This window comes from Halomonas sp. MMH1-48 (assembly GCF_022348105.1).
In the GTDB taxonomy this organism is placed as follows: domain Bacteria; phylum Pseudomonadota; class Gammaproteobacteria; order Pseudomonadales; family Halomonadaceae; genus Vreelandella; species Vreelandella piezotolerans.
In genome coordinates, this window is record NZ_JAKRFL010000023.1 from 1 (window position 1) to 20,379 (window position 20,379).

22 protein-coding genes are annotated in these 20,379 nt (G+C 57.4%); 15 read left to right on the forward strand and 7 right to left on the reverse strand.

Going from position 1 to position 20,379, the window contains the following annotated elements:
- The first annotated feature begins 150 nt into the window (after positions 1-150).
- From MHM37_RS15310 to rho, 5 genes are all read left to right on the forward strand, one after another.
- Complete coding sequence (locus tag MHM37_RS15310; RefSeq protein WP_239297257.1) at positions 151-681, forward strand: hypothetical protein; 531 nt, start codon at positions 151-153, stop codon at positions 679-681.
- 447 nt (positions 682-1,128) lie between these two features.
- Positions 1,129-1,875: a DUF3883 domain-containing protein gene (locus MHM37_RS15315; protein WP_239297255.1), complete on the forward strand. Its 747-nt coding sequence runs from the start codon at positions 1,129-1,131 to the stop codon at positions 1,873-1,875.
- Positions 1,876-2,024: 149 nt separating this feature from the next.
- Positions 2,025-2,267 (forward strand): type II toxin-antitoxin system Phd/YefM family antitoxin, encoded by a 243-nt coding sequence (locus MHM37_RS15320; RefSeq protein WP_239297253.1) that lies wholly within the window; start codon positions 2,025-2,027, stop codon positions 2,265-2,267.
- A complete protein-coding gene (locus MHM37_RS15325; RefSeq protein WP_239285964.1) occupies positions 2,264-2,527 on the forward strand; it encodes a Txe/YoeB family addiction module toxin in 264 nt (87 codons plus the stop codon). Before MHM37_RS15320 ends, MHM37_RS15325 begins: the two co-directional genes overlap by 4 nt.
- A 236-nt stretch (positions 2,528-2,763) precedes the next feature.
- The gene (rho, locus tag MHM37_RS15330) at positions 2,764-3,720 is read left to right on the forward strand and encodes a transcription termination factor Rho (RefSeq protein WP_239297251.1); all 957 of its coding nucleotides are present in this window, start codon (positions 2,764-2,766) and stop codon (positions 3,718-3,720) included.
- Positions 3,721-3,769: 49 nt separating this feature from the next.
- Here the strand turns inward: rho and MHM37_RS15335 are convergent, their stop codons facing one another.
- Positions 3,770-4,969, reverse strand: coding sequence for a DEAD/DEAH box helicase (locus MHM37_RS15335; RefSeq protein ID WP_239297250.1), 1,200 nt, complete (start codon positions 4,967-4,969; stop codon positions 3,770-3,772).
- A 215-nt stretch (positions 4,970-5,184) separates the two neighbouring features.
- On the opposite strand from MHM37_RS15335, the gene MHM37_RS15340 reads away from it, so the two are divergent.
- The gene (locus MHM37_RS15340) at positions 5,185-5,607 is read left to right on the forward strand and encodes a tetratricopeptide repeat protein (RefSeq protein WP_219863419.1); all 423 of its coding nucleotides are present in this window, start codon (positions 5,185-5,187) and stop codon (positions 5,605-5,607) included.
- Positions 5,608-5,616: 9 nt separating this feature from the next.
- The gene (locus tag MHM37_RS15345; RefSeq protein ID WP_219863421.1) at positions 5,617-6,087 is read left to right on the forward strand and encodes a DUF1456 family protein; all 471 of its coding nucleotides are present in this window, start codon (positions 5,617-5,619) and stop codon (positions 6,085-6,087) included.
- On the opposite strand, the gene MHM37_RS15350 is transcribed toward MHM37_RS15345, so the two are convergent.
- On the reverse strand, positions 6,084-6,839 hold the full coding sequence (locus tag MHM37_RS15350) for a class I SAM-dependent methyltransferase (protein ID WP_239297249.1): 756 nt from the start codon (positions 6,837-6,839) through the stop codon (positions 6,084-6,086). The genes MHM37_RS15345 and MHM37_RS15350 overlap by 4 nt on opposite strands.
- A gap of 220 nt (positions 6,840-7,059) precedes the next feature.
- Here MHM37_RS15350 and MHM37_RS15355 point away from each other — a divergent pair, with 220 nt between their 5' ends.
- On the forward strand, positions 7,060-7,470 hold the full coding sequence (locus tag MHM37_RS15355) for a DUF4019 domain-containing protein (RefSeq protein WP_239297248.1): 411 nt from the start codon (positions 7,060-7,062) through the stop codon (positions 7,468-7,470).
- 52 nt (positions 7,471-7,522) lie between these two features.
- Here the strand turns inward: MHM37_RS15355 and MHM37_RS15360 are convergent, their stop codons facing one another.
- The gene (locus tag MHM37_RS15360; protein ID WP_239285954.1) at positions 7,523-8,125 is read right to left on the reverse strand and encodes a VTT domain-containing protein; all 603 of its coding nucleotides are present in this window, start codon (positions 8,123-8,125) and stop codon (positions 7,523-7,525) included.
- A gap of 11 nt (positions 8,126-8,136) precedes the next feature.
- Complete coding sequence (locus MHM37_RS15365) at positions 8,137-8,946, reverse strand: DUF1206 domain-containing protein (protein WP_239297247.1); 810 nt, start codon at positions 8,944-8,946, stop codon at positions 8,137-8,139.
- A 201-nt stretch (positions 8,947-9,147) separates the two neighbouring features.
- On the opposite strand from MHM37_RS15365, the gene MHM37_RS15370 reads away from it, so the two are divergent.
- The gene (locus tag MHM37_RS15370; RefSeq protein WP_239297246.1) at positions 9,148-9,606 is read left to right on the forward strand and encodes a hypothetical protein; all 459 of its coding nucleotides are present in this window, start codon (positions 9,148-9,150) and stop codon (positions 9,604-9,606) included.
- Positions 9,607-9,651: 45 nt separating this feature from the next.
- Complete coding sequence (locus MHM37_RS15375) at positions 9,652-10,482, forward strand: AraC family transcriptional regulator (protein WP_239297245.1); 831 nt, start codon at positions 9,652-9,654, stop codon at positions 10,480-10,482.
- Here MHM37_RS15375 and MHM37_RS15380 read toward each other — a convergent pair.
- Positions 10,468-11,061: a LysE family translocator gene (locus tag MHM37_RS15380; protein WP_139528169.1), complete on the reverse strand. Its 594-nt coding sequence runs from the start codon at positions 11,059-11,061 to the stop codon at positions 10,468-10,470. The genes MHM37_RS15375 and MHM37_RS15380 overlap by 15 nt on opposite strands.
- Positions 11,062-11,227: 166 nt before the next feature.
- Between MHM37_RS15380 and MHM37_RS15385 the strand changes: the two genes are divergently transcribed.
- Complete coding sequence (locus MHM37_RS15385; protein ID WP_239297244.1) at positions 11,228-12,088, forward strand: methylated-DNA--[protein]-cysteine S-methyltransferase; 861 nt, start codon at positions 11,228-11,230, stop codon at positions 12,086-12,088.
- A gap of 34 nt (positions 12,089-12,122) precedes the next feature.
- Here the strand turns inward: MHM37_RS15385 and MHM37_RS15390 are convergent, their stop codons facing one another.
- Positions 12,123-13,043 (reverse strand): glutaminase, encoded by a 921-nt coding sequence (locus tag MHM37_RS15390; protein ID WP_239297243.1) that lies wholly within the window; start codon positions 13,041-13,043, stop codon positions 12,123-12,125.
- A 216-nt stretch (positions 13,044-13,259) separates the two neighbouring features.
- Between MHM37_RS15390 and MHM37_RS15395 the strand changes: the two genes are divergently transcribed.
- The 4 genes from MHM37_RS15395 (at position 13,260) to MHM37_RS15410 (ending at position 19,407) form a co-directional block, all read left to right on the forward strand.
- On the forward strand, positions 13,260-14,630 hold the full coding sequence (locus MHM37_RS15395) for a cytochrome P450 (protein WP_239297241.1): 1,371 nt from the start codon (positions 13,260-13,262) through the stop codon (positions 14,628-14,630).
- A gap of 14 nt (positions 14,631-14,644) precedes the next feature.
- Positions 14,645-15,598, forward strand: coding sequence for an alpha/beta fold hydrolase (locus MHM37_RS15400; RefSeq protein ID WP_239297239.1), 954 nt, complete (start codon positions 14,645-14,647; stop codon positions 15,596-15,598).
- Positions 15,599-15,731: 133 nt separating this feature from the next.
- Positions 15,732-17,924 (forward strand): S8 family serine peptidase, encoded by a 2,193-nt coding sequence (locus tag MHM37_RS15405; protein ID WP_239297237.1) that lies wholly within the window; start codon positions 15,732-15,734, stop codon positions 17,922-17,924.
- Between the two features lie 10 nt (positions 17,925-17,934).
- Complete coding sequence (locus tag MHM37_RS15410) at positions 17,935-19,407, forward strand: cobyric acid synthase (protein ID WP_239297235.1); 1,473 nt, start codon at positions 17,935-17,937, stop codon at positions 19,405-19,407.
- Here the strand turns inward: MHM37_RS15410 and MHM37_RS15415 are convergent.
- Positions 19,404-20,309, reverse strand: coding sequence for a LysR family transcriptional regulator (locus tag MHM37_RS15415; RefSeq protein ID WP_139528162.1), 906 nt, complete (start codon positions 20,307-20,309; stop codon positions 19,404-19,406). The genes MHM37_RS15410 and MHM37_RS15415 overlap by 4 nt on opposite strands.
- Positions 20,310-20,379 lie beyond the last annotated feature (70 nt).

The following is a 20,379-nucleotide window of genomic DNA, read 5'->3' on the forward strand; positions in this document are numbered from 1 at the left end:
CAAGCCCAACAGGGCTAAGCATCGGGATTGGAGCTATCAGCTCAGCCCTTAACAAGGCCAGGCACGGCGACGCCTTTTTCGTTGTGGCTTCGCCTCCACTACAAAGCCGCGCATGCTGGCGGCGTTATGCGCTAAGGAATAGTTGAGAGTATGGCATCGGGCGTATCGAATAAATTAACGGGACAGGTTGGTGAGCATCTAGTGTCGGCGGTACTAGGGACGCTTGGCTACTTCGCTTCTCCTTATTCTGGAAATGTTCCCGGATTCGATGTCACAGCGGTTCACTCTGAATCTCTCAAGTCATTTCCTGTTCAGGTTAAAGCGAGTACGAGGGGGGCGTTGGTTCAGTCCTCTGTCGATAAGTGGTGCGACCACAGTATCGACGAGGATAATCGTCAAACAATTGGTCCATTGAAACCGCTTAAACACCCTAATTTAGTGTGGGTTTTGGTGCGGCTGGGTGATTCAGGAATCAGCGGAGCAAGATTTTTCATCTGCACTGAACGCGACATACAAGAGAAGATCGTCGCCCGATACACGGCTTTTATGGAGAGGCATGACTATCGCCGTCCCAGAGGTGGCGCTTCTCCGCAGGCGATTCTCAATATCAAGGATGTTGCCGAATTTGAGGATAATTGGGGAATTCTCCCGGACTATCAGGCTGACGCTCGTCTCGCATAATCAGTGCGGGCTCAGCGACGTCCACTACATTGCGCCTTCAGCTTCATTTCGTGGGCTCGCATGCTGCAAGCGTTATAAGGTATAGCTCATGCCAATAATGTTTCCGGCAACAGGCTGTGATCTGTGCCGGAAATATTGGACGCACCCGTTCCTTGAGGGCCGGGACGAAATATTGACTCTTCTAGTAGCTCCGAACTGGGAGAGGCAGGCAGGGCTGTACCGGTGCAATACTTGTGGCGCGTGCTGGGAAGATCCCAATGGGGTGTACCCTATGGGTCTCACAAAAGAGGAAGTCCAAGACTTTTATGGCTTACAAAGCTCATAACAATACGCGTCAATTCGCACACTTCGTGTGCCGGACGCTCAGCTCGCGCCGTTGCGCTCTGCGTTGGATTCTTATCGGGCTGAACAATGTTGCCAAAGTATAAAGAAATACAAGACCCACTTTTGGCGGAAATTGATCGTCGAGGGGGGGAGGTTCGCCCATCAGATAGTAATGATGATGGCCTCTCGGTTTATGGTTCTTTAGCAAACTACTTTTCTCTAACCGAGTTTGATTTAGCGGAGAAGGTATACGAATCAAATGGTACACCACGGCCAAAATGGGAAAATATGGTCCGTTGGGCCCGTAATGATCTCCGAAAGCGTGGTCTTATAGACGGAAGTCGTCACGGTGTCTGGGCCTTATCTGAAAAAGGCAGGCACCGTGTTGAGTCATCAAAGAAAGAGCACGCCGGAAGGGGGGTATTCTTACCTGGTACTGAAATTACCCCCGAGCTTTTTCAGGAACTACAGAAAAAGGCTAGAGAAATTGGGGAGCTAGGTGAACTTTTCGTACTGGAATACGAGCGGGCACGCCTCCGAAAGGCGGACCGAGAGGATCTAGCTGGTTTGATCAAACATGTAGCTTTAACGAACACCGCTGCAGGATATGACGTACTCTCTTTCACCATTGACGGGAACGAAAAACTCATCGAAGTTAAATCCTCAACAGGAACGTCAGGGGCATTTGAAATTAGCTCAAATGAGTGGGGCGTTGCAAAGCAGAGACGTTCTGATTATTGGATATATAGAGTAACCCAGATTGAGACTCAATCCCCGTCGATCGAAATGATTCAGGATCCATTTGAAAAGTTCGAGGAAGGTGTATTCATGCTGGTGCCGACGGGATTTCGGGTTATACCGCGAGAGTGAATAAAATCCAACAATATGGTCAACGGGACGCCAACTACGCTGCGTTCCTTTGTCACCCATTACCACCGGAGTTATGTAAGGCGTCCGCCTTGACGTACGTACCGAGAGGCGTACATTTAGTGAAAAGCTGTATACACAAAAGGTGCGTCGTGACCGGAATCACAGCCACTGAGGCGCGCAGCAACTTATATCGGTTGATCGACGAGACCGCCGAGTCTCACCAGCCCATCGTTATCATGGGCAAGCGGAACAAAGCCGTCCTGGTTTCCGAGGAAGACTGGTCTGCCATTCAGGAAACACTTTACCTGCTCTCCGTACCGGGTATGCGGGAGGCTATTCGTGAGGGGATGGATACCCCCTTGGACGAGTGCGATGAGGAGCTGGACTGGTGACATGGACGTTGGTTTACACCAAGCACGCCCAGAAAGATGCAAAGAAACTCGCCTCCAGCGGCCTCAAACCAAAAGCCCAGGAATTGTTGGCGTTAATTGCAGAAGACCCTTACCGCGAGCCGCCTCCGTACGAGAAACTCATAGGGGATCTCGCGTGGGCCTATTTACGCCGCATCAATATTCAACATCGTCTGGTTTACCAAGTACTGGAAGAGAAACGGGTGGTGAAAGTTCTGAGGCTCTGGAGCCACTACGAATAATGCATGACCACCAACAGCGCATCAGCGTGTCCACCGTTGCGCCCTTTTCGACGGCAGCCCAGGTGCCCTATGCCATCCGTATTGTGCTAGCGTCGGTAAATATCCAGCAGCCCGAAAAGAAGCTGTGTTCCGTCAGAGAGAGCGTTGAATATCCTGCCTAGGTTTTACATCCGCCGTCGAGTAATCGCGAACATGGCCAACCACGAATCCCCACTTTGACAAGACGGCCCCAACCCATGACCCGCAAAACCCTCACGCTAAAAACCAAAAGACCTCCACAGCCCAAACCTACCAACGCAGTCGAAGACCCAACCTCCAACGACCCCATAACACGCTTCTTCAACGGCACCGCCATTCATCCTTCCCCACGTCTGTATTTAGCGCCGAGTGATCAGCCCAGCACCGTGCGCGCGATGGATTTGCTCACACCCATTGGCATGGGGCAGCGGGGGTTGATTGTGGCACCCCCCGGTTCTGGCAAAACGACGCTGTTGAAGCATATCTGCCAAGCCGTGGCGCAGGCTTACCCGGAGATAAAGCTGTATGCGTTGCTAATAGATGAGCGCCCGGAAGAAGTCACCGACTTTAAGCGCAGCGTGTCGGCTGAAGTGCATGCCTCGTCGTCTGATGAAAGCTACGCTCACCATGTGCGGATGGCCGATCAGCTGCTGGAGTCAGCGCGTCAGCAGGCAGGCGAGGGGCATGATGTGATGATCGTGATCGATTCACTCACCAGGCTCTCGCGGGTTCACAATGCCGAGCAGCGGGGTAATGGGCGTACCATGTCGGGTGGGCTGGATTCCCGGGCGATGGAAATCCCCCGCAAACTGTTTGGCGCGGCGCGAAACATCGAAAACGGCGGCTCGCTCACCATTCTAGCCACCGTGCTGGTGGAGACGGGAAGCCGAATGGATCAGGTGATTTTCGAGGAGTTTAAGGGCACGGGCAATATGGAGCTGGTGCTATCACGGGACGTGGCGAATCAACGAATTTTCCCGGCGATTGATATTGCCAAAAGCAGTACCCGCCGAGAGGAGCTCTTGATCGATGCGAAAGAGTTTAAAAAAGTAAGGACACTGCGCAGAGCGTTAACACCGCTTAAGCCCATAGAAGGCGCGCAGAAGCTGCTTGCGCTGTTAGAGAAATACCCGACGAATGCCGAGCTGCTGAACGCTTTTTCGCCCGCTGAGTAGAGGTGAAGCTCACCCTGGTATTCTTAAAGGTGAGCTTCTTGGTGAACGCTTAACGGCTGCTTTTTTTAACGTGGTTCAAGTTAGACGCGGGCACGGCCTTTTTGACCGGGAACCCTTCTATTTCTTTGCGCTCAATTGTGTTTTTCAAGCGCCTTTCAATCGCACACAGGTTTTTAAAGTCGCTGATATCGACCAGCGAGATCGCTTCACCGGAGGCACCCGCGCGGCCGGTGCGGCCAATGCGGTGGATGTACTCTTCCGGCTGGAAGGGTAAATCGTAATTCACCACGCGGCTGAGCTCGCCAATATCCAACCCCCGAGCGGCGACGCCAGTGGCCACCAAGTACTTCAGTTCGCCAGTTTTGAACTGATCCAACACCTTTTCGCGCATGGCCTGGCTTCTGCCGCCATGGATGGAATCCGCTTGAATACCGCGCTTCTCCAGTTGGGCGACCAGCTTGGCGGCACTATGTTTTTTCTCGACGAAGATCAACGCCTGATCCCACGCTTGCTCGTTGATCAAGTGGCTCAGCAGGGCAGATTTAGTGTCTTTGTCGACCGTGATCAGCCACTGTTTGATGGTGGCGGCGGCGCGCACGTTGGGCGTAATGGAGATGTTCGCCGCCATGTCGGTCATTTTGCTGTCTGAAAACGCGTGGGCGATGGCGCGCACGTCGTTGGTCATGGTGGCCGTGAACAGCAGGTTCTGTCGGTTCTCTGGCAGGCGCACGATGATTTTGTGGATATCATCGACAAAGCCCATATCGACCATTCTGTCTGCTTCGTCCAATACCATGACTTGCAGTTCATCGAAGTGCAGCGCGCGCTGGTGCGCCAAATCCAGCAGCCTGCCCGGTGTGGCGACCAGAATATCCACCCCTTCGATCAAGCGCTCTTTTTGCGGCGCGGTATCCACACCGCCGTACGCGGCCATTGAGGTGAGCGGGGTATGCTTGGCGTATTGCGCCACGCTGGCGTCCACCTGAACCGCCAGCTCGCGAGTGGGTACAAGGATGAGTGCGCGAATGCGTTTACCGCGCAGCGGTTCTGCGGCTTTGCTGAACTGTTCCAGCAGCGGCAACACAAAAGCCGCGGTTTTGCCCGTGCCGGTTTGTGCGGTGGCGATTAAATCTTTGCCCGACAGAATGGCAGGAATCGCTTGTTCTTGGATGGGCGTTGGCGTTTGGTAACCGAGTTCGGTAATCGCCTGAACGAGCGGGCGGGACAAGCCTAGGGTTGAAAAGGGCATGAGAAGCTCTGACAGAGTGGCGTATGGGGTGTCGAAAATAAAAAAAGTGGTGCAGCATAGCGTAAAATCAGCCGTTCGACGCTCGAATACGCGTTTATTTCCACTCCACCTTTGCCCGTGCCTCCATCCCAACCAGGTATAATCCTGTCATGACGCTAAACGCACATGCATGTGGGGCGTTTTGCATCCATTCCGAATGAACAGAGTCGTGGTCGATGATTAACACCAAAATTTACAAGGCGGTGTACGAGCTCGCCGAAAAGCTGATGAAGGCGGCTGCCAAAGATGACCGCGCCACGTTTGAAGCGCTGTATGCCGAGCTTGAGGCGATCTGCACCGAGCACGAAAATACCGAGAAAGACCACCCGGAGCAGTGGGAAACCCTGGCCGATTTCACCGAAGAGCTAGAGGACGCGCTGCCCATCTACCAAAAAGCGCTGGATAAAGCGGTCGCGAAGCAGTCGAATGACCACATTGCTTCGATTGGGTTTTCCATGGCGGCGCTGCACGTGGAGCTGGGCGACAACCAGGCGGCCATTGAACGCTTGCAGCAGGCCCAGGCCAGCGCCCAAACGATCGAAGATAACGAGCTGAAAGCAGAAATCGATGACCTGTTGGCCACGCTCACCCACGCCTAGGACCCCATTTTGACCAATAACGATATTTTTCGCCGTATTCGCTACACCTTCGACTTAAAAGACAACACCATCGTCAAGATCTTCGCCCTGGCGGACGTGAACGTGACCCAGGAGCAGGTGACGGCATGGCTGAAAAAAGACGAAGACGACGCCTTCGTGACCATGAAGAACAAAGAGCTGGCGGCGTTTTTGAACGGTTTCATCAGCTTCAAGCGGGGCAAGCGCGAAGGCCCACCGCCTGCCCCGGAAGCGCAGTTGAACAACAACATGGTGTTCCAGAAACTGCGCATCGCGCTGAACATGAAGGCGGAGGATATTTTAGAGGTGTTCGATCAGATGGGCCTGCCGCTTAGCCCTCACGAACTCAGCGCGTTTTTCCGCAAGCCCAGCCACAAGAATTACCGCGAGTGCAAAGACCAAATGCTGCGTAATTTCTTGATGGGCGTCCAGCGGCAGCTTCGCCCCAACGATAACGGTTAAGCGAGGCGCTCGCGCTTCACACATACGAAGATCGCATTGCCTGAGACGTTATCCCAGGGCGTGATGGTCTGGTAATCGTGCTCGAACACGTGCACCTCGAAGGTAGGCTCCAGCAGGGCGATGAGTTCGCTAAAACTGACGGCCACCATGGGGTGCTCGTCGTGCCACACTTGCGTTGTCTCCGCCGTGGTTTTTTCGATGCTCAGCCGCAGCGACTGCCGCTCCCCCTGGCCGCTGTAGTGCCATCCCGAGCGGAAAGAGAACGTCTCCTCCGCCTGCTGGGCCGTGTGCTTGACGAACAGCTCGTTATCGATTCGCTGTTTATCCACCGCGTTGAAGCAGAACACGCCGCCCTCGTTCAAGGCGCGGTGAGCGCTGGCGATGCAGTCGCCGAGCTTGCACAGGCCATCGTTGTAGTGGATGGAGTAGAGAAAGCAGGTGATGAGGTCCAGCGGCTCATCGACCTCGAAGCGGCTCATGTCCTGCAGTGAGAAGCTTGCCTCTGGGCAGCGTTGGGCGGCGATATCCAACATCGGCTGGTTGATGTCCAAGCCACTGCTGGTGAAGCCAGCATCCAGAAAATGACGCACGTGGGGGCCGGTGCCGCAGGCGACATCCAGATGGCGTTTGCCTTCGTTGCCAAAAATCTGATGCAGACGACGAATGGCGTTGCTCTGGGCCTGGTAGTCGATGTCGACGCACATCAAATCGTAGTAGCCAGACAGGTCGGTGTAGAGCGCGTTGACGGACATAGTGGCCTAATGGTGAGGGCTGACATAAATGAGGAGGCGCATAGTAAACGAGCGGTTGGGGTTTGAGAAGGCGTAGGAGTGGCTTGGCCAAGCGGCGATCAAGTTTGCACTCTTTCACAGTTTGGCTAGCGCTTTAGGGTTAATGTGATTAAAGAAATCGTGTGATGGTCCGATAACTACTAAAGTCGCACGACACATTCGATTGCCATACGAGGCTGCCATGCCAAAACCCTTTGCTCTCATTCTCTCTGCGTTGCTCCTGGCGATGACTTCTTATGTGCAGGCGTCTACCACCGAGGCGGCGGAAGCGGCCGCGCTCGCTTGGCTGGAAGCGATCGATCAAGGTGAATATGAGCAGGCTTGGGAAAAGTCGTCACCGCTGTTGAAGACGCCGCTTTCCCCCACCATGCTGCAGCGCGTGGTGACGCTGGCCCGCAACGATTTGGGCAGCGTCGAGTCGCGGCGGCGCATCCGCATGTCGCAGTACACCTCGATGCCTGGGGCGCCGAGCAACGACTACAAAGAGTTCGCTTTTCAAACCCAGTTCACGAATAACCAACGCGTGGTCGAAGTCGTCACGCCACATCTGGAAGAGGGCACGTGGCGGGTGAGCGGCTACTACGTTCAGTAACGTGATTCGAGCGCCCATTAATAGCCGCCAACGTTGGCGGCTATTGTGTTTTCTACACGATCAGCCCCGCCAGCGCCTGCATCCCCAGCACCAACAGAAGCACCACACTGCCCAGCGCTAGGCTGGTCTTCAGCGCGTGGCGTTTCCACATGCTTTCCACTCGGTGCCCAAAACGATGTACCAGCCACGCCAGGCCATAGTAGCGCAGCCCGCGAGCCATCAGTGCTGCCAGGGCGAACAGCACGATCGGGTAGCCTGAAAGCCCAGCGGTAATCATCGCCACCTGGAACGGAATCGGCAAAATGCCAATCGCTAAAATAGCGGCAAAACCGTACTGGTCGAAGAAGCTCTGAAACGCCTGATAGCTTTGCTGCATTCCCATGAAGTCGATGAACCAAGTGCCGACGGACTGGTACAACACCATGCCCACGCCGTAACCGACGATGGACGCCGCTAAACAGCCCAGCGTGGTGGCGGTGGCCATTGCCCAAATGCGTTGACGATTCACCGCCATGAGCGGAATCAGCACGAGTTCGATGGGAATCGGCAAAATGATGGTCTCTAGGAAAGAGAGCGTGGCGAGCAGCCACAGCATGTTTTTCGAGCCGTTGATACGCTCGAACCACTGCTTGGTTCGCGTGGAAGTGAAGGCCATGGGTCTAGTCGCTATACGGAAGGGTTGATGCGGCGATAAATCGCCGTGAGGAGGCTATACACGCCGAATGCGAACAGCCCGATGGCAACGAACGCAAGCAGCCACTGGCCGAAGGCTTGGTGTCTCAGCGTGCTCAAGGCTTCCGCCGTGCCGCCTGCTTGGCTAGGATTGTATTGGTACGCCGCGATGATAAATAGGCTGCCCACGATCACAAAGACGAGACCCCGCACCGCCAAGCCAAAGCGACAGACGGGGTATGCCCAACGCTGCACGTGAGTGGGCATGGAGAAGTGGCGGTCGAATTTGGCTTTCCAGCCTTTGATGGCATGGGCAATGCCTGCGCCAATCAAGACCGCGCCTACCGCCGCGACCAGCCAGCGCCCTAATGGCTGCTGCATCAGCCAGCCAGCGGCATCCTGTGAGCCGCTGCCAGAGCCACCGGATGCGCCCAAGCTGACGATCAACTGAGCCGCAAAAAAAGCCAGCAGCGTGTGCGTCACGGCACTGACCAGCAATCCCGCGCGGATCGCCAACCCTTTGGGTTGACTGCCATGGCCGTCGGTGTCTTGAAGCGCTTGCAGTGTGCGCCAAGTGGCGTAGCCCACTAGCCCAAGGGCAATGATACCCAGCATTACTTTGCCGAATGGAGCGGCCAATACGCTCTCTAGTGCGCCACGACTGCCTTCGGTTTGGCCGCCCTGGCCTAACGCGGCGAGCGCGGCTAAGCCGCCTACCAGTAAATACACGACCCCCCGCGAGGCGTAGCCCAAGCGGGCGAACAGTTTAACCGCATCCCGATGTGTCGGGGGTTGACTGGCCATGGTGTCCTCCTGACGTGAATGGCATTGCCGATCCTTTCGGCGGCCCATACTGTGTATGTAAAAGGGTATTGTCCAGCGTAGACCATGCGGCGGGCAGCGTTAGGGCATGGCGGTACTTTTATAGAGAGCTCCGCTCAAAAGTGCCATAGTGGTTCTGGAAAGTAGTGAGTATGCGTCTTCATGTGTCATGGATCGAACCCTATGAGCGATCACCACATCGTTTTTATTCCAGCAGACCCGCATTACCTGCCGGCTGAGGAGCAGGTATCCCGTGCTAAGGAGACGTTATGGCAATGGATGCCGGAAGCCGAATCGCTTGACGCCGCCGTGTCTGAATACGTGCAGTTTCATGACTGCGGTAGTAATTTCGAGTACGTTCGTTGCCACCTGTGTGGGCAGGAGCTGACCCTTCCCCAGTGGCATCTTCTGATGGATCAAGATTACGATTTAGTGCGCGGGTTTGGGCTCATGCCGCAACCGCTTCCATGCTGTGGAAGTGTGGCCAGCGTGAACCAACTCAACTACTCCTTTATGCAAGGGTTTTCACGCTTTTCTCTCACGGCGATTAACCCCAGAACGGGCGCGGTGAGCCCCCAGCAAGCGGAGCTATTAGAGCAACGGTTGGGTCATCGTCTTCTGGTGATTTATCGCCATGTTTAGTGGGGAAGAGCAGCGGTCAAGACGAGGGTGGACGGATAGGTGAACATGAATAGAGCACAGCCTATTTTCTGGCGTGACGCGCGTATGCCCCACGTCGAACTGCGCAAGATTCAGGATGCGCGGCAGGTATGTTATGCACCGCACAGCCATGCGCATTGGTCGCTGGGGGCCGTGACCGCCGGAGTCAGTACGTTTCGTTATCGTGATGTCTCACATCAGATTCGTGCCGGTGACCTGGTCATGATGAACCCTCACTGGGTGCATGCCTGTAACCCCATCGCCAATCAACCTTGGGCGTACCTCATGCTGTATGTGGATGCTCGCTGGATGAGCGAGTTGCGCTATGGGCTTGGCCTACTACCTGCGCCAGAGTGGCAAGACATTGCGACTGCGGTCATCCGCCGGCCGAGTCTCTTCCACTCGTTTTGCGAGATGGCCGGCGGTTTGTTGGATGAGCACGTCGCGATCGAGCGCAAGCGGCAGGCAGTCACCGCCTATCTCACTACGCTGATGAGCGAACTGGCGGAGGAGCCACCTCTGGCACCCGCGCCGACGCCTGAACTGCTGGCCCAAGTGGCAGACTATTTGCGCACGCACTGCGCCCGCGATATTTCGCTGGAAGAGTTATCCCAGCAAACGGGGTACAGCACGGGGCATTTGATTCGCGCGTTCAAGCAGCACTACGGCCTGACGCCCCATGCCTATTTGATCGATCAGCGTATTCAGTTAGGGCAGGCGGTGCTGAGGCAAGGTCAGCCCATCGTCGAGGCGGCGCTCACGGCAGGGTTCAACGATCAGCCCCATTTTCAGCGAACCTTCAAGCGGCTGGTCGCGGCGACGCCCCACCAATACCGTGCGCCGTCATTCAAGAAGTAGAAATAGCGCGCTCCCTGCCAAGCCGACCGCCAAGCAGCGGTTGATCGTCAGGAGCACGATAGGCCGTTGCAGGTAACGTTTGAGAAACGCCCCCGCGTACACCCAGCTGGCCAGCGACAGCCAGCAGATCGGTAGATAAAGCGCGGCGAATAGGCCAATCAAGTAAGGATCGTTGCCGTTGGTATACGCGCCAATGCCTGCCGCCGAGGCCAGCCACGCTTTGGGGTTGAGCCACTGCATGGCCGCGCCGGTGATAAAGCCGGGGGCTTTGTGGGGGTCGTGCTCGCTCACTCGTCCATCGTGCTGACATAAACGTACGCTGAGGTAGAGTAAGAACACGATACCGGCCCACCGTAGCGCCTCCTCTAGCCAGGGCGTGACATGCAGCAGCGAATAGAGCCCCACGCCAATGCCCAGAAACAGCGCAAGGAACCCAAGCGTCGCTCCGGTCACGAAGATGAGCCCTTTATGAAGGGGGTAGTGGGTACCGCTGCTCAAGCAAACGATATTGACCGGCCCCGGTGAAATGGACGCCGCCAGGGCAAAGGCCGACATGGGTAGCAGTAGCGATGTGCTCATGATGATCCTCCAGAAGGGAGGTGATAGTGTGCAAGCGGGGCGCGATCTGGGTATTGCACAAAATTGATATGTGACGTGCGCAAGATTCGGGTGGGGTTGGGCGTGCTCGCTGGTTATGCTTGGGTCACGATAGGTGGTTCGCAACGATGCCTGAGAGACCGACGCGATGAACGACTATGCCCGTATAGAAAAAGCCATGGCCTTTATGGTGGCCAACGCCACCCAGCAGCCGAGTTTGGAGACGGTGGCGGCGCAGGTGCATTTGAGCGCGTTCCATTTTCAGCGGCTGTTTTGCCGCTATGCAGGCGTTAGTCCCAAGCGCTTTTTGCAGGCGCTGACGCTGGCGCGGGGAAAGCAGCTCATTGCTTCGGCCCAGAGTCTTAGCGACACCGCTCATGCGCTGGGCCTGAGTGGGGGCTCGCGGCTGTACGACCATTTTGTGACGCTCGAAGCGGTGACACCCGGCGAGTTCAAGCGCCAAGGGGAGGGTGTGGAGATCGTTTATGGCATTCACCCCACGCCGTTTGGCGAGGTGTTGGTGGCAGCGACGCCAAGGGGTATTTGCCGAATGGGGTTTCTAGCCGCCACGTCCGAGGCAGAGATGCTGGCTCAGCTCGCCGCCGAGTGGCCGTGCAGCACGGTGCGCCACCAGCCAGAGGCGACCCGCTATGCCGTCGATGCGCTGTTCGAGCCAGGGAAAACGGCTGCGCCGGGGGCGCTGTCGCTACACGTACGCGGCACCAATTTCCAACTCAACGTATGGCGCGCGCTGCTGATGATTCCCGACGGACGGCTCGCCAGCTATTCGCACATTGCCCAGGCGCTAGGCGCGCCAACAGCATCTCGGGCGGTGGGGAATGCGGTGGGCGCGAATCCGGTGGCGCTGTGGATTCCCTGCCACCGGGTGATTCAGCAAAGCGGCGCGCTGGGTGGCTACCGCTGGGGGCTGGAGGTGAAACGCAACGTGCAGGCCTGGGAAGCGGCTCGGCACCTAGAGCCGCAAGCGCAAGAGAGCGTTCAGAGCTAACCCCGCCTGGTGGCTAAAACCTAGTGGCTAAAATCTAGTGGCCAAACACGGACCAGCCGGTGCGTTGTACGAACATCTCCAGCGCCCGTGCGCCTAGCAGGCTGTTACCGAAGCGATCCAGCCCCGGCGACCACACCGCCAGCGATCCACGCCCTGGGGCAATGGCCAGAATGCCGCCGCCCACGCCGCTCTTGCCCGGTAAGCCTACGCGGAAAGCAAACTCCCCCGAGGCGTCGTAGTGGCCGCACATCATCATCAGCGAATTGATCCGCCTCGCACGCTGGGGCGACACCACCCGCAAATTGCTGGGCCGGTTGACCCCGTCGGAGGCCAGGAAGAGTCCAGCTTGGGCTAGCTGGTCGCAGCTCATGGCGATGGCGCACTGGTGAAAGTAGGTGCCGAGCACTTTATCGACATCGTGTCGCAGCCGCCCAAAGGCCTTCATGAAGTGGGCCAGCGACGCATTGCGATCTTTGTGCTCCATTTCCGACGCGGCGACCTGATGATCGAAACAGATGCTGTTGTCGTCGGCGATATAGCGCACGAAGCTCAATATCTCCGCCAGCGTCTCTTTGGGCGCGTGGCCCATCATGATGGCATCCACTACCGCAATGGCCCCGGCATTGATGAACGGGTTACGCGGTTTACCGCTCTCGTGCTCGAGCTGAACGATGGAGTTGAACGGATCGCCGGAGGGCTCACGGCCGACTTTCGACCACAGCCCATCGCCCCATTTGCCTAGCGCAATGGTCAAGGTGAACACTTTCGAAATGCTCTGAATCGAGAAGGGCGTCGTCGCGCAGCCCGCCGAAAAACGCTGGCCTTCGACCGTGGTCAAGCTGATCGCGAACTGGCTGGGGTCCACATGAGCCAGCTGGGGGATATAGTCGGCTACGGTGCCGCGTTCGGTTTCCAGGGCCAGCTCGGCGGCAATCTCGTCGAGTATCTCTTGCATATCGGGCGCAATCGTTGGGTGGTGGGAGCCGCTACCCTAGCGGAAAATGGCCAGGCTGTCTGCGGGCATTGCCTTGATGGCATGGCCCATAACGCTAACTTAGTTAATGTTTGGCTTGATTTAAGTGCTCGTTGCGCGAGGGGATAGGTGAATGCCTTGCGTGTGGTCGAGGTGGCTCTAGACTGTCACGGTAGCCGCATCACTCAAGGAGCAGGAATGGATAGGAGATCCACCCCTGATGGGTTGCCGACTGCAACGCTCAGGGAAACCATCGCCATTATCAGTCAAGTCATGGCCCCCAACGTGGCAAAGGGGGTCATTCGTCGTCGTCCAAACGTCGTTGGGATGGTGGAGCGTTTCGGCCTGGATGCGAAAGGCATTCGGCAGTTGCAAGCGCTCAGCAAGAAGTATGGCCGTGGCCCACTCATGCTGAAAGTGCCGGGCAAAAAGATGGCAGTGGTGCTCGATCCCGCTGATGCCAACCATGTGCTGGAGCACACTCCGGAGCCTTTCGCGACGGACGAAGCGCTGAAGCGCAGCGCACTCGGTCACTTCGAGCCTGACATGGCGCTGGTGTCCCACGGGGAAGCACGCCAAACGCGCCGCCAACTGAACGAGCGGGTGTTACAGAGTGGCTGCCCGCATCACCTTTTTGCTGATGCATTTACCCAGGTGGTGGAGGAAGAGGCCGACGCATTGGTGGCGCGCACCAACACACGCTTCGATGAGCTGGACTGGCCGACCTTTCAACGGGCGTGGGAGCGTATCGTACGGCGTGTGGTGCTCGGCGATAGCGCCCGAGATGACCGCACCGTCACTCGCGAATTAGTGCGGCTTCGTAAGGCCGCCAATTGGGGCTTCATGCACCCCAAACGCAAACGCTTGCAGCAGCGGTTCGAGCAGCATTTGGCGTTTTACTATCAGCAAGCCGAGCCCCATAGCCTGATGGCGATGCTGTTTCACCATTCGACCGAAGAGACCGACAGCGACCAAGCACCGCTTCAGCAAGTGCCGCAGTGGTTGTTTGCCTTTGACCCCGCTGGCATGGCGGCGTTTCGAGCGTTGGCGCTGCTGTGCGCGCACCCAGAATTTGCGGCCAGAGCGTTGGATGACGTAAACGACACGCCGCCACCTGACATGGATTGCCTCAAGGCAAGTGTGTTGGAGGCGCTGCGCTTGTGGCCCACCACCCCACTTATTTTGAGACAGTCGACGCAACCCACGCAGTGGACGCCTGGGGAGATGCCTGCTCATACCTCTGTACTGATTCATACGCCTTATTTTCATCGCGATGAACGCTATTTGCATGCGGCTCATCGGTTTACGCCTGAGATGTGGCTTCGCCCGGACGGCGAGAGGCGCTGGCCGCTGGTGCCATTCAGTGGCGGGCCTGGCATCTGCCCCGGTCGACATATCGTACTGCTGGTGACTAGCCGCTTGCTCGCTGCGCTTCTGCGGCGGGCGCGCTGGGAGCTGCATCCTCCAGGAAAGCTGAGCAGCGAAACCCCTATGCCGGGGTTGCTTAGCCCGTTCCACTTGCGCTTTCGCTTGGAGCGCTTTTCGTCCGATGACGCCACCACGGCCTAACAGGAGACCCTGCCATGCCACATGCCCAGCCTACTACCGGCTTACGTTTCGATGTGCTGGTGAATATCTTGCCGGCTGAGGCCGATATTCCGTCATTACAAAGCTATACCACGCGAGATGGCGGCACATTGAGTTACCGTTACTATGCTTGCCACCACTATGCCAGCCACAACCATGCCAGCCACCGCGCTACTCAGCAGGCTGCGCCGTCGACGCTGTTGGTGCTGTTACATGGCTCATCGGCCAGCAGCCATTACTTGGCGCCCATGGCAGAGTACCTAGCGACATCGGCCGGGTTCGATGTCATCACGCCGGATTTACGTGGCCATGGACCAAACCCAGCCAAACGTGGCGATGTGGACTATATCGGTCAATTAGAGGACGACGTAGCCGACCTGATCGAGCATGCTAAGCGTGAGCATGCGCCCTATGAGCGTGTGGTGATTGGTGGGCACTCTTCGTGCGGAGGGTTAGCACTGCGCTTTGCAGCGGGCAAGCAAGCAAGCCATTTAGCCGGGGTCGTGCTGTTGGCCCCGTTTTTAGCTCACAACGCGGCCACCGTGCGCAAAAAAGCGGGATGGGCAAAGCCGAATCTATGGCGCATTCTGCCGCTGGCGTTGCTGAATCAAATGAACGTGACTCGTTTCAATCACTGGTCGGTACTGCACTTCAACCTGCCGCTGGCCTACCGCACCGGGTCGGAAACCCTGCGCTACACCTACCGCATGATGGAGAGCTTTGGAACGGCGGACTACAAGGCCGACCTTGCCAATATTCGCGCGCCCATTCTGGTACTAGTGGGCGATAGAGACGAGGCGTTTTACGCTAAGCAATTCGAGCCTACCATTCACCCCCACGCGGCGCAGTCAGAGTTTGAGTTCATTGCGGGAGTGTCGCATTTAGATATCGTCGTCAATACCACCGCTGCTCAGCGTATCGCCCTCTGGGCAGAAACTCACGGCCTATGAAATGAGCGTTATACGACTTGCGATAAGGGCTTTTCTCAGTATTTAATGCCGTTGCCTTTCTTATGTTTTCTAACGCCTTTAGTGCAAGCGAGTCACTCTATGCAACGCCATACCGATACGCAGGGCAGCCGCGATGTTTGAACGGCGCCCGCTCTTTCTAGCGGTAGGGATAGCGCTGGGCACTCTGTCATTATCAGGATGCGGGTCCAGTGGCGGCGGCGGGGGAGATAGCAGCCAGGGCGTGTACACCCCTAGCGGCTCCTCCCCTGGTGTGGGGGCCAGCCAGACCCCCGAACCGCTCGAGCCGGGATTGGTGAGGGTGGCGGTGACGGATAGCGCGTTCGATGTCGCGACCATCACCAACAGCGAGCGGGTGATCGACCGTTTGGACGTCTACACCGGCACGGCTGACGTCAGCGGTGTGGATGAGTGGCACGGCAACACCGTGACATCTACCATCACGGGCGGCACTTTGGGCAATGCGCGTCTGGACCTTCTGAAAATAGAAGATAGCCAGGGCGCGACGCTGAACAACGCCCTGGATTATGCCATTGGGGAAGCCGCTAACCGGGGAGCGAGGGTCATCAACGCCAGTTTTTCCCGCCGTTTGGAAGCCAGCGACCCTCGTCTTACCTTCAATGGAGTGACCTCGGCTACATCATATCAGCGCGTGGTGGATGCCAACGACGGCAAAGGCGCGATCTACGTGGTGAGTGCTGGCAATACGGGCAGCGCTATCGATACGCAAGGCAAGCCGATCTACACCAGTCAACCTGGGTTGTACGAGATGATGCTGATTGCCGTGGGCACGACGCCCAGTGGCACTATTCATCCATCGAGCAGCTATCCAGGCGACGATGCGCAGTTGCAGTCGCGCGCTATTGGTACCGACTTCGCAAACCGCGATGTAGGAGCCCAAGGCACCTCGATTTCCGCCGCACGGATTTCGGAATATGCCGCGGGAATCATAGGCCAGTGGCCGCATCTCACGGCACAGCAGGCCAGCCAGCGGCTACTCGACACAGCCAGCCAGGAGAGCGCGCTGTTCCAGCAGAACACCTGTGGCACGAGCGGCACATTGAACTGTGGCGCTTTCTATTTGGGCCAAGGTGTTGCTGATATTGAGGCAGCGCTGGCCCCGGAAGGCGATCTGATCGTTAGCCAGAGCCAGCGAGTAACCGATGGCGGTGCGCTAGCCGATGTCTCTTATCTGCAGCTTTCAGACGCTTATGGCGATGCGGTCGCAGCGTCTGGTGTGCTGGAGAATGTGGTGGCCTTCGACGCGCTGGGCCGAGATTACGCCATCGATTTAGGGCGCCATACCCAGTCCCGCACCGTGCGGGCTTCGCAGCTTCGCGATCAGATGCAACAGATGGCAAGTGCTTCCTCATCGCACGCCACCACTCAGACGGCGATCGAGGGCAACTATCGTTTCGCGACCCGCAGTAGGGCCTACGGTGAGCTGCTGTCCAGCCGTTTCGATGGCACCTTTGGTAACGCCCAGCTCAGCGCCTTTCGTTTCTCTGGAAACCAGCCTAGCCCAATGGGCAACTACGCCGAACTTGACGTGATGCCAATGATCTCGTTTCAAACAGGGTCGGCGTTGACCCAAGCCTTCGAGCGGGTGGACGGTGTAGAAACCCGCTATGAGATGGGCGAACGGTTGAGTATGACGGCCTCCCATTGGGTGGGCGATATGGCTAACGATGCGGCCAGCGATTATCAAGCGCAGCGTTCCGACGTCGGTTTGGCATGGCAAATTGCCCCAGGGCTGCGTATCGACAGCTATGTCGGCCAACTGAGCGAGCAGCAGGGCCTGCTGGGCGCTAATGGCAACGGTGCATTGGGTTTGGGCGATGAGAACCGCATGCGCTTTGCGGGCATTAGTCTGCAGGCCCAAAGGGATGGCTTTCGCGGTTTTGCCGAATTCGAACAGGGGGAGGGCAGCGCATCTGGTAGCGGCCTGCTAACTCGCGTGGATGGCATGCGCGCTCAGCAAATGGCGCTGGGGCTACAGTGGCAGGGAGAAGGCGAGCGCGCCGACCGTTGGGCGCTGACGCTGCGCCAGCCGCTGCGCATCGACAGCGGCTTGGCCAGTTTCGATGTGCCCGTGGGGCGTCGCTTGGATGGCAGCGTGGTGCGTGAAACGCGCAGCGCCTCACTGGAACCGTCAGGCCGCCAGCTCGATATCGAACTGGGCTATGGGTTTGCCGCCAGCGAGCGCAGCCAGTGGCAGTTCAACCTGCTGCACACCCGCGAGCCAGGCCACGATGCGAACGCGCCCAGCGACTCGGCGGCCATGGTGAACTACTCCTACGCTTGGTAATAGACGCGCAATGACCACCTTAATGATTCAAGGTACCACCTCGGATGCAGGCAAAAGTACCGTGGTGGCAGGGCTTTGCCGCGTTCTTAAACGGCGCGGCTTCTCCGTCGCCCCATTCAAGCCTCAAAACATGGCGCTGAATAGCGCGGTGACCAGCGATGGCGGTGAGATTGGCCGTTCCACCGCGCTACAGGCCCAGGCGGCGGGAGTGCTGCCCCATAGCGATATGAACCCGGTATTACTCAAGCCGGAAACCGATCGGGGTGCCCAAGTGATTCTGCGCGGCAAGGTGTATGGCCACATGGACGCGCTGGATTACCACGCTTTCAAGCGCACCGCCCAAGCGAGCGTGATGGCGGCCTGGCAGGCGCTGGAAAGCCGCTTTGATGTGATCATTGCCGAAGGGGCCGGCAGCCCGGCGGAAATCAACCTGCGTCAAGGCGATATTGCCAACATGGGATTTGCCGAGGCCGCCGACTGCCCGGTGCTGCTAGTGGGCGATATCGACCGTGGCGGCGTGTTTGCCCAGCTAGTCGGCACGCTGGCGCTGTTGAGTGAGAGTGAGCAGGCTCGCACCAAAGGCTTCATTATCAACCGTTTTCGCGGTGATATTGCGCTGCTGGAGCCGGGGCTTGAGTGGTTGGAAGCACGTACCCAAAAGCCAGTGATGGGTACGTTGCCGTATCTGCAAGGGCTGCTGCTGGATGCCGAAGACAGCATTGGCACCGTGCAGGCTGAAAAAGCGAGCCAAACGCTTAAGGTGATCGTACCCGCGCTGCCGCGTATCAGTAACCACACCGATTTCGATCCGCTTCGCCTGCATCCGCAGGTATCGCTTAGCTTTATCGGCCCCGATCAGCCCATCCCCCCCGCTGATGTGATCATTCTTCCCGGCAGTAAAAGCACCGCTAGCGACTTAGCCTGGTTAAAGCGCCAAGGTTGGGACGCCGCAATGACTCGTCACCTGCGCTATGGCGGCAAAGTACTGGGCATTTGCGGCGGTTTTCAAATGTTGGGGGAGTGCGTCGATGACCCCGACGGGCTAGAAGGCACGCCCGGGAAAGTCGCCGGGTTGGGTCTGTTACCGCTGACGACACGCATGGTGGCGGGTAAGCAGCTTCGCAACGTAAGCGGCATACTGGTGAGAGAAGAAGCAACGGTCGAGGGGTATGAGATTCATAATGGTGTGAGCGAAGGTCCGGCTCTGAGTAGCCCGCTCTTTCATCTAGGCACCCACTTGGATGGGGCCATCAGCGAAGACGGCCAAGTAATGGGCACTTACCTACACGGCTTATTCGATCATCCTGAAGCCTGCCAAGCGCTGCTGGCCATGCTTGGTCTAGCCCAGGCAGGCCGCGTCGATTATAGCGCCCATCGCGAACAGGCCCTGGAGCGCTTGGCCGATACGTTGGAAGCGCACTTGGATATCGACGCGATCCTGGCACTCATTGCATCGCCAAGTACTACTAACAAGCACTGCTAAATAGCCTCTTTGCCCCAGTGCTCTAACAGAAGATCAATGAAGAGTTGCGCGGTGCTGGATAAGCTGTGTGAGTTGCTGCGCACCAAGCCAATCGAGCGCTGAATGCGTGGCTCGGGTAAATCGCGAGAACAGAGCGTGTCGTGATCCGGGCCGGGCATGGTCATGCGCGGCAAAATCGCCACGCCAAGGCCTGATTCCACCAGCCCCAAGGAAGTAGAGAGGTGCTGCACCTCGTAAAAGCTGTTGAGGTGGATACCCTCTGCTGACAGCGCGTTATCCAGCAGCGTGCGGTTGCCACTATCGCGGCTCACGGTGATGAGCCGAACATCCTCTAAATCGCTCCACTCAATCTGCTTTTTGCTGGCCAGCGGATGGTCCGAGCGCAGTGCCAGTACAAACGGATCTCGTAGCAGCGGCGTAAAGCGCACCTCCGAGCTTTGTGCGCTGATCATATTGATACCGAAATCCGCCTCGCCATTAATGACTTTTTCCAACCCCTCGTTGGCGCTGACATCCAAAATCCGGATGCGAATGCCCGGCCACGCCTCGCTAAACACGCGAATGACACTAGGCAAAAAGTAGAAGGCCGCCGTGGGCAGGCAGGCAATCGTCACCGTGCCTTTTTGGTGCGTGACGAGCTCACGAATGCCTAAAATCGACGACTCATACTCTTCTAACATTCGCCTAGCGCGCGGGAGAAAATCGGCCCCAATGGGCGTTAGCCGAGTCCGCCGTGTGGTTCGCTCAAGTAGTTCAACTTCAAGGAGTTCTTCGAGTTTTTGGATACGCCGCGTCAGCGCAGGCTGCGACAAATGCAGGCGCTGAGCCGCCTCATGAAAGGTGCCCAATTCCGCGACCAAAATGAAGGCCTGAAGGTCAAGAAATTCGAGTCTGTGAAGCATGGGATTCTTGCGCTAAAGCGGTGGTTTGATAACCAATACACATTAATGCAAAAAATGGATTTATAGCAAT